Source organism: Pseudomonas sp. NPDC079086 (assembly GCF_044542155.1).
Lineage (GTDB): Bacteria > Pseudomonadota > Gammaproteobacteria > Pseudomonadales > Pseudomonadaceae > Aquipseudomonas.
This window is the reverse complement of sequence record NZ_JBITTY010000012.1, coordinates 1-8,626: the sequence shown is the minus strand read 5'-3', so window position 1 is coordinate 8,626 and position 8,626 is coordinate 1. Positions and strand designations below refer to the sequence as shown.

The following is an 8,626-nucleotide window of genomic DNA, read 5'->3' as shown; positions in this document are numbered from 1 at the left end:
GTGGAAACTAGCCCGATTTTCGATTGAGGCGCTGTTTTTTTGAGTAGTCGAGAAAAACAGCTGAAGAAGTCGGGGCTAATTCAGACCTTCCTTAATCAGCACCAAGTAACGCATCGAGTAATCGCATTACTTATGTGGAGTGGACTTTCTGATCGTGTGCCGGCCAATCACTACGCGATCGTTGCGAGCATAGGCGGTCAGGCAATTATTATTGATCCCTCGGCAGGACAGTTTTTTGGGGAGGGCTTCTATGGTCATTTCGACGATTGGATGATGCGATTTGATATGTGTGTGCCGCGTCGACTCATCAAGGCTCGCGAGTTTTTGAACGTAAGAGAGGCATCCATAAATATGGGGTCGAGCTTTTTCGGTGGCCCAATGGCTAGCGATGGGGTAGTCGTACAGCGTACTTTGTGGTACGACCGTATAATAAAAAATCAAGCTGCCTATGCAGAACAGGAGCAAAGACAAGAGCATGCCAATAATTCCATTTTGTTATCCCGCCGAGCCGTCGCTCCGTCGTACCTGCGGAGATGCCTTCGTAAATATGATTGATTTCTGAATACAGCGAGCAAGTTAAACGCTCTGTTCAGCACAGAATTCGGAGCGATTTTGGCAAAATCACGGTATTGAATTTTTTAGGAAGATTGGGGCTTTGCAATTTTTAAGTATTGTTGATGGGTAAGTTGTTTTGAATAATTTAATCTTCTATAATATGTATAGGTCTTGCCTGCGTAACAAGAGCTAAATTCCAACTGGTTTATAATTTATGTGCTGGGCTTTTTCCACTTAAAATAGACAGGAAGTATTAATGCGGATTTGCTGTTTTGGAGATCGTGAAAAATACACTCAGCTTAAAAATAACTTCAAGCCTGGAGGTATAGTATATGGGCTTTCAATTGATACTGCTCCTGCGCTAAATAAACTTATTGCTAAAGGGTTTAGGTGCAAGATCGGTGGGAAAGATAATATTCTTGTACAGAATGTATTGACGAATGCTGTTTTTGGTGCGGTTCCAGTTGTCGGTCGCTGGAGAATGGGCACAGAGATATGTCATGATTTGAATGATGGTCAGCGAGGCATGGAGTTTAAACAGCTATCAGTTAAAACAGATATTTTCAGGGGGCTTTCTACTATACCTATTAGCTCTCAGTCACTAGCAAATAAAGTCTGGGGAAGAACCAGTAAGCTAGGTATCTACTTTCAGATATTTAATCGCGGATGCACTGTGCATTTCATTGTGGATAATTTGTTGCCAGCTCTGCACGACATTGCAACTAAGTCTGGGGTGCGGGGGGCGGTGCGTTACCGCAGCAGAAATTAGATATAACTACCGAATGAGGAGCTTATCTGTCGTTAGACAGAATATAAGGCTTTATACCAAGGATAGAGAGGTCGAATTTGACGAGTTCTTTGATGCTCCTCAGTGGCACTTATATAAGCCTAAACATGAATTAATAGCATAAATACTACTCGCTACTCACTCCTCGGTAATTGCTCATATGGCTGGATATATCTGGTTGCCTGTAAGTACAAATTTTTTTCCTGCTAACAACCAAGTGGGATCGCTCGGTTTAAAGGGCATGGCTGCACAATGGAATAGCGGGCGCCTAGCAAAAAATAAAACCACTTATACGATTCTTAATAATCCGTTTAAATCTGGCCCTGGCAAGGGCATCTATAGAGGTATTTTTGGCGGCTGCCTTGGGTCTTTAACAGCAGGTGATAAGTTGTATGTTTTACTCCATGGTATATCATCGCCGGGCAAGACAATAGCATCACACCTTGGCGTCACTCGAGGCTCTGGTTTATGTAAATTCTACACGCCTGCAGAGCTGGCCATGCTTATGGAAAAAGAGGAGTTACATAAAGATTTTGTGAACATCAGTTTGTACGCATGTGACAGTGGTGTGGGAGGGGGTGATTCCTTTGCTTGCAGACTCAAGGAGGCGCTGAAGCACATTGGTTATAGTCATATACGTGTAACTGGGTATCTTGGCGAGGTTTCTACAAGTTATGTTCATCGCTACGCGGATTCTACACAGTACACATTTACTTCTGATAAATGCAAAGGCTTGATTATTCCAGCTAAGGGCCTCTCTGGTCGTGCGTCTAACAATAAGTTGACATTTTCCTGAGTTCTAAATGGCGATTTTGGTTGGAATTGGAAATCCAGTGCTTGCGCTCGGGCAGCTGTTTGAGCATTTGTGCCCGCGCTATTCTTTAGGCAAACTCTGAATAGTACTTGCTGTATCTGGTCAAATATACCCATCCCGTTTTCCGAGTAGCCTGATGAAGCAGATCTCCTTCGCCGAAGCTGAGTATGCCGGTAAGCGTAAACAAACCCGTCGTGAGCGTTTCCTGATCGAGATGGATCAGGTGGTCCCATGGGACGGCTTTATTGCGTGGATTGAGCCACATTGCCCGAAGGGGGAAGGTGGTCGTCAGGCCTATCCATTGATGGCGATGCTGCGCGTACATCTGATGCAAAACTGGTTTGGCTACAGCTATCCGGCGATGGAAGAGTCGCTGTGCGAGACCACCATTTTGCGGCATTTTGCGGGCCTGAACCTGGATCGCATCCTCGATGAAAGCACCATCCTCAACTTCCGCTGATTGCTAGAGAAACACGAACTGGCTGCGGGCAGCCTGGCCTCATCAATGGCTATTTGGGTGACCGCGGTGTGTCATTGCTCCAAGGCACCATCGTCGATGCCACGCTGATCAATGCGTCGAGTTCGACCAAGAACAAGGACGCTAAGCGTGACTCGGAAATGCACCCGACCAAGAAGGGCAACCAGTACTACTTCGGCATGAAGGCTCACATCGGCGTCGATGACGAATCGGGCCTGGTGCACAGCGTGGTCGGTGCGGCAGCCAACGTTGCAGACGCTACCCAGGTCGCTGCTGCACGGTGAGGAAAACATGGTGGGGCCGATGCGGGTTATGCCGGCGTAGAGAAGCGCCCGGAACATGAAGGCCGTGAGGTGATCTGGCAGACCGCGGCCCGTCGTAGTACGTACAAGAAGCTGAGTAAGCGTAGGGCGCTGTACAAAACCAAGCGCAAGATCGAGAAAGCCAAGGCTCAGGTGCGTGCCAAGGTCGAGCATCCGTTCCGGGTGTTCAAGCGTCAGTTCGGCTATGTAAGGGCACGCTTCCGAGGTCTGGCGAAGAACACGTCACAGCTGGTGACACTGTTCGCGCTGTCGAACCTGTGGATGACACGCCGATATTTGCTGACGAATGCGCGAGAGGTGCGCCTGTAATTTGGGAAATGGCCGCTGCGAGGTTATCGCGGCGGCCAGAAACACTGAAATAAACAGGTGATCTGATCGTTTTTGATCGGTTTGCCGCTTCCAAAATCGGCGGGGTCTAAAGTCAGCCACAAATACATGACTACTTCAGACCTTCCTTAGACATTAGCGTTCGTCACATGTTTAAATCGACAGGTAATCTCCAGTAGTTGCTCGAAGTTAATGCTTTACCCCGCGAAACGGGCGTAAAGCTAACTCAATAATTTAGTTACCGCGGTACGTTGAGAAGCCATAAGGGCTGAGCAACAGCGGAATATGGTAGTGAGGCACACTGCCATCCGCTTCGAAAATCACCGGCACCTCGGGAAAGAAAGTTGCCGCCTGATGACTCTTGAACCATTCACCTGTTTTGAAGGTGACGCGATAAGTCCCTTTGTCCAGCGTTTTGTCTTCCGGATAAAGCGCAGTGATGCGGCCCTGCTCATTGGTGGTGCCGGTGTTCAGCTTGCTCCAGTCCTCACCGTCCTGCTTTTCTAGGGTCACACTTACGCCAGGGGAGGGAAGGCCGTCCTGCAGATTCAGCACATGGACGCTCAGTGGATTATCTGCCGCAAAAGCTGCAGAGGAAAGTGCACTCAGTACGGCGCCTGCGAAAAGTGTTTTCAGTGTAATCATGGTGATCTCCTGATTACTTGAGGGTGGGTATAACCTGTGCAATGGCTTTCAGCGCGCAGCCTTCATCGATCTGGCCACCACCGGCCCCGGCAACGCCGATGGCACCGATAACTTCGTCACCCACCTTCAGCGGTACGCCACCGCCTAACAGCAGCAGCTCATCGAGGGTGTTGAGGTTTTCAGCTTCTGGATTGCTGCGCGCACGCTCTGCCAGCAGGCCCGTAGCTGTCTTCGTTGACAGGGCGGTAAAAGCCTTGCGCTGCGCGGCCAGGGTGTTGTGTGGCCCGACATTGTCATCGCGCTGCACGGCGACCAGGTTGCCGCCGCGGTCGACGACCGCCGCTACGCCGGTTCGGCCGTCTGCATGACAGGCTGCCAAGGTGGCGCCCAGAAGTTGATTGGCCATGGCCAGGGTGACATCCGCACGCTGGGCAACCTTTGGAGTCTCGGCCCACACGGCACTTGAAGCTATGGCCAGCGCCAGGCATGACGTGGTGAAGCGTTTTCCGATTTGCATAAGTCCTCCCGTTCCAAGCTCGGCTGAGCAGTTGCCGGCCATACTGCACAAGCGTTGCGCTCAGACTGATTGCCTGCACATTACGAATTTGTAATGGGACGAAGCGGCTTATCGGCCTAGGCTATGCGCCTGTGCTGGAGGACTTGATGCGTATCCTGGTGGTTGAAGACGAAGTAAAGACGGCGGATTACCTGCGCAAGGGCCTGGGTGAGTCCGGCTATATGGTTGAAGTCGCCTTGAATGGCTTGGATGGCCAGCACCTGGTGCAGGAAAGCGAGTTTGATCTGATCATCCTCGACGTCATGCTGCCCGGTTTGGACGGCTGGCAATTACTGCAGATCATCCGGCGAAAATCGCCAACGCCTGTGCTCTTCCTGACGGCGCGAGATGCAATCGAAGACCGCGTCAAAGGGCTTGAACTGGGTGCCGATGATTACCTGATCAAACCCTTTTCTTACGCAGAGTTGCTGGCTCGTGTGCGCACCTTGCTGCGCCGCGGACCACCCCGAGAGGCGGAGCAGTTTCAGGTGGCCGATCTGCATCTGGACTTGCTCAAACGCAGGGTCACCCGCAGTGGCGAGCGTCTGACGCTCACCAATAAGGAGTTCGCGCTGCTGCACCTGTTGCTCAGCCGCGAGGGTGAGGTGCTGTCACGAGCGCTGATTGCCTCTCATGTCTGGCAGATGAATTTTGATAGCGATACCAATGTTGTGGACGTCGCTATTCGGCGCTTGCGGGCCAAGGTCGATGATCCCTATCCGATCAAGCTGATTCACACCGTGCGTGGTATGGGCTACATGCTGGATGCCCAAAGATGAGCCTTTGGCCGCGCACGCTGAGCCTGCAACTGGCTCTGATGTTCGCCCTGGTCAGCTCCCTGCTGCTGGGCGCAGTGGGGCTTTACCTGTACCACTCGTTGCAGCGCGAAATCGCTTGGCGTGATGACCAGGCACTGCTTGGCCGTCTGCAGCGGATGCAGGCGCTTATCGGTGACAGTGAGAGTATCGAGTCACTGCGCGCCCGCCCCCAGCTTTACGAAAACATGCTGGGCAATCGCGATAACCTGCTGTGGATTATCGACAACACAGGCGAGCGCCTGATCGAAATCAACCCGCTGGCCTTGCCATTCCCGAGCCTCTGGCCGGCGCCCGCGCCAAGGCTTGCAGACAGCCCGGATAATCCAGCACTGCGCCTTGCCTGGGTCGATATATCGATTGCCGGGAGCCGCCTTACCCTGATTGCGGGCAAGTACCTCGGTGAACGCGAGCAGATGCTCAGTGCCTATCGCTGGAAAGTCTTGCTGGCCGTGACGGTGGGGGCGTTGTTGGCGTTTCTGCTCGGCTGGCTGGTAAGCCAGCGTGGCCTTAAGCCTGTGCGTCAGCTGGCGACACGCGCCGCCACTATTGATGCGCGGCACCTGCATGTACGCCTGGAGCCGTTCAGGGATGTCCGCGAATTGAGTGCGTTGAGCCATGCACTCAACCAGATGCTTGGTCGCTTGGAACAGGGCTTCGCCCAGCTTTCGCGTTTCTCTGAAGACCTAGCGCACGAGATGCGTACGCCACTGAGCAACCTGATGGGGCAGACCCAGCAGGCGCTTGATCGCAGTCGCTCGACCGAGGAGTACCAGAATCTGCTGGTCTCCAATCAGGAGGAGTACGAACGCCTGGCTCGGATGATCGACAGCATGTTGTTCTTGGCGCGTACTGAGCAGCCAAAATCGTCGATCAAGCGCGAATCTGTCGATCTGCAGTGCGTGGTTGAACAGCTCTGCGAATATTTCGAAGGTATGGCGCAGGAGCGGGGCATTCAGCTGATCAATTTGGCCTGCGGCACGTTGGAGGCTGAACCGGATTTATTACGCCGGGCGCTGGCCAACCTGCTGGCAAATGCGCTGCGATATGCCGCATCTGATACGCCGGTGACGATCAGTTCCAGGGTTGCGGCGGAATGTCTGGAGATCAGTGTGCATAACCAGGGTGATGTGATTGCTGCCGAACACCTGCCACATCTTTTCGAGCGGTTTTATCGGTGTGATCCTTCGCGCAACCAGCCCGATGATTCGGGTGGGCTTGGGTTGGCAATAGTGCGCTCAATCATGCAAGCCCATGGGGGAAAAGTCAGTGTCACCAGTAGCCAATTGGGCACGGCCTTCATGCTGGTTTTCCCGCTGGGTCTATCTGAGTGATTGAATCGTTACGTCTTTTGTAGGCACATCTCTAAAGTATGTATCTTGCTTCCAGCTCTGCATCGGAAAAGTCTGTGTCTGGCACGTCGGCAAGTGTTGATGCGGGATTGTTAAGTGCCACCGAAAATGGTTGCAGTAACTCCATCGCGCCGTCATCCAGCAGGCCTTCGCGGCCAGACAGGTCGTAGCCAACCTTAATCGCAGCATCCAACTTGCTCTAGTAGACCGACCCATGCAAATTGATGAGGTTGATCTGAGGGATGCTGTTCTGATGGCGCCCAAAGACGTCGGCCTGGCAAAGGTAAGACCCGAAGTTTCGGGCCCGTAGAATGCGCCGCGTGAATCCTCGCGCGCCGTCATTCAGCACGAAGTCAATGTTGCCCTCTTTAATAAGCGCGTCAGCCACTAGTGGGAAACAGCCGTCATAGTTAGTTGTGAACACATTGCAGCGCCGATCCAGCGCTTTGCGGCGCTTCACCATTTCAAGTGCTGTAGTTAGGAATGTGTGGTAGTTCTTGATAACCGTAGCGCCTGGCTCCCCGGCTAACGCCTGTTCCAGGCTGAGTTGCTCGGCGGGACGTATGCAAGTGGCGTAGTAGTGCATAAACAGCGGGATCAGACGCCGATCTTTCTCACGTTCAAACTTGGTGGCCAAGTCTTCTAGAGTAAAGCGAGAGTCGCCCTCACCGGTCTGAACCTCCAATTGAAGGGTCGGAAGGAGGCCGAACGATGCGCCCGACCCGAACAGAAAATTGATGTCTTGGTTGTAGATGTCGCCGATAGAAATCACTGGCTGTCCTTCCTGGCTGCGCAGCTAAAGGAGGGCGGCCGCAAAAACTGAGTGCAACACCTGACCTCTCCGGTACGGTGTTTCCCCTATGTCTTATTCCGAACTCAGCGTTGAAGAGCGCGTCACCATTCAAATCGGTCAAGCCCAAGGCTTCAGGCAGCGCGGGATTGCTCGCCTGATCAACAGATCGCCCTCGACTATCAGCCGTGAGCTGCGCCGCAACCGGGATGCTTGCGGCGACTACTCGGCCCGTAACGCCCAGCAGTACATGAGGGACCGTCGCCACGTCTGCTGCCCCAAGCGCAAGTTGCTGCTAGGTACCGAGCGTTTCGAGCTGGTGACTCACATGCTTCGTGAACGTTTGTCTCCCGAGCAGATTGCCGGCAAGCTGCGCAGCATGAACATACCCAGCCTCAGAGATGCCTACGTCTGTCGCGAGACGATCTATAACGCGATCTATGCTTTGCCGGTCGGCGAACTGCGCAAGGAGCTGATCATCTGCCTGCGTCAAAGTAAGACGACACGTAGGCCTCGCTCTGGCGGCGTTGATCGGCGCGGGCAGATCCCGGAGATGGTTAGCATTCATGTGCGCCCGCCGGAGATCGAGGACCGCCTGATGCCGGGGCATTGGGAAGGCGACTTGATCAAGGGCAAGGCTAATGCCTCGTCCGTCGGCACTCTGGTAGAGCGAACCAGTGGCTACTTGATGTTGGTGAAGATGAACGACGCGACGGCAACCTCGGCGATGGAAGGCTTCAGTGCCGCGCTTAATCGCATGCCGCTGGCGATGCGCAAGAGTATGACCTACGACCAAGGGCGAGAGATGGCGCGACACGCCGAGATCACCCAGAGAACCGGCGTGGCGATCTTCTTCTGTGACCCGCATAGCCCTTGGCAGCGCGGCAGCAACGAGAACATCAACGGCCTGATCCGCCAGTATTTGCCTAAGGGCACAGACCTGTCGGTACACAGCCAGGAGGAACTGGATGCCATCGCGCTGCAACTGAATATGCGACCGCGTAAGCGCTTCGACTTCAAGTGCCCCATAGAAGTTATGGGCGAGGTGATGCAAAAGGCCATGGCGATGCAACATGATGCACCCACCTCAATTCAATAACCGTGTTGCACTCAGCTCCTGTAACCGCCCGCTTATTTCAGTGTTTTTAGCCGCTGCAGGCACCGCGCAGGGTTCGTGTCTGACA

General features: G+C 53.4%; 10 protein-coding genes and 1 pseudogene. 8 read left to right on the top strand and 3 right to left on the bottom strand.

Features of this window, described 5'->3' with window-relative positions; genetic code table 11:
* Window positions 1-39: 39 nt before the first annotated feature.
* The 5 genes and pseudogenes from ACIGEK_RS22335 to ACIGEK_RS22315 all read left to right on the top strand — a co-directional run bounded on the left by ACIGEK_RS22335 (window position 40) and on the right by ACIGEK_RS22315 (window position 3,266).
* A complete protein-coding gene (locus ACIGEK_RS22335) occupies window positions 40-555 on the top strand; it encodes a hypothetical protein (RefSeq protein ID WP_397495425.1) in 516 nt (171 codons plus the stop codon).
* Window positions 556-811: 256 nt separating this feature from the next.
* Window positions 812-1,324 (top strand): hypothetical protein, encoded by a 513-nt coding sequence (locus ACIGEK_RS22330; RefSeq protein ID WP_397495424.1) that lies wholly within the window; start codon window positions 812-814, stop codon window positions 1,322-1,324.
* Between the two features lie 178 nt (window positions 1,325-1,502).
* Window positions 1,503-2,138, top strand: a complete 636-nt coding sequence (locus tag ACIGEK_RS22325) for a hypothetical protein (RefSeq protein ID WP_397495423.1) — start codon at window positions 1,503-1,505, stop codon at window positions 2,136-2,138.
* Window positions 2,139-2,292: 154 nt separating this feature from the next.
* The gene (locus tag ACIGEK_RS22320; RefSeq protein WP_397495422.1) at window positions 2,293-2,616 is read left to right on the top strand and encodes a transposase; all 324 of its coding nucleotides are present in this window, start codon (window positions 2,293-2,295) and stop codon (window positions 2,614-2,616) included.
* Window positions 2,617-2,684: 68 nt separating this feature from the next.
* A pseudogene (locus tag ACIGEK_RS22315) lies at window positions 2,685-3,266 on the top strand (IS5 family transposase).
* Between the two features lie 252 nt (window positions 3,267-3,518).
* Here ACIGEK_RS22315 and uraH read toward each other — a convergent pair.
* Window positions 3,519-3,929: a hydroxyisourate hydrolase gene (gene uraH, locus ACIGEK_RS22310; RefSeq protein WP_397495420.1), complete on the bottom strand. Its 411-nt coding sequence runs from the start codon at window positions 3,927-3,929 to the stop codon at window positions 3,519-3,521.
* A 13-nt stretch (window positions 3,930-3,942) separates the two neighbouring features.
* On the bottom strand, window positions 3,943-4,446 hold the full coding sequence (locus ACIGEK_RS22305) for a heme-binding protein (RefSeq protein WP_397495419.1): 504 nt from the start codon (window positions 4,444-4,446) through the stop codon (window positions 3,943-3,945).
* 146 nt (window positions 4,447-4,592) lie between these two features.
* Between ACIGEK_RS22305 and ACIGEK_RS22300 the strand changes: the two genes are divergently transcribed.
* Window positions 4,593-5,264 (top strand): heavy metal response regulator transcription factor, encoded by a 672-nt coding sequence (locus tag ACIGEK_RS22300; RefSeq protein WP_397495418.1) that lies wholly within the window; start codon window positions 4,593-4,595, stop codon window positions 5,262-5,264.
* Window positions 5,261-6,634, top strand: a complete 1,374-nt coding sequence (locus tag ACIGEK_RS22295; protein WP_397495417.1) for a heavy metal sensor histidine kinase — start codon at window positions 5,261-5,263, stop codon at window positions 6,632-6,634. The genes ACIGEK_RS22300 and ACIGEK_RS22295 overlap by 4 nt, the downstream gene beginning before the upstream one ends.
* A 217-nt stretch (window positions 6,635-6,851) precedes the next feature.
* Here the strand turns inward: ACIGEK_RS22295 and ACIGEK_RS22290 are convergent, their stop codons facing one another.
* On the bottom strand, window positions 6,852-7,424 hold the full coding sequence (locus tag ACIGEK_RS22290) for a hypothetical protein (protein ID WP_397495416.1): 573 nt from the start codon (window positions 7,422-7,424) through the stop codon (window positions 6,852-6,854).
* 88 nt (window positions 7,425-7,512) lie between these two features.
* On the opposite strand from ACIGEK_RS22290, the gene ACIGEK_RS22285 reads away from it, so the two are divergent.
* Window positions 7,513-8,541 (top strand): IS30 family transposase, encoded by a 1,029-nt coding sequence (locus ACIGEK_RS22285; protein ID WP_397495415.1) that lies wholly within the window; start codon window positions 7,513-7,515, stop codon window positions 8,539-8,541.
* Window positions 8,542-8,626: the final 85 nt, after the last annotated feature.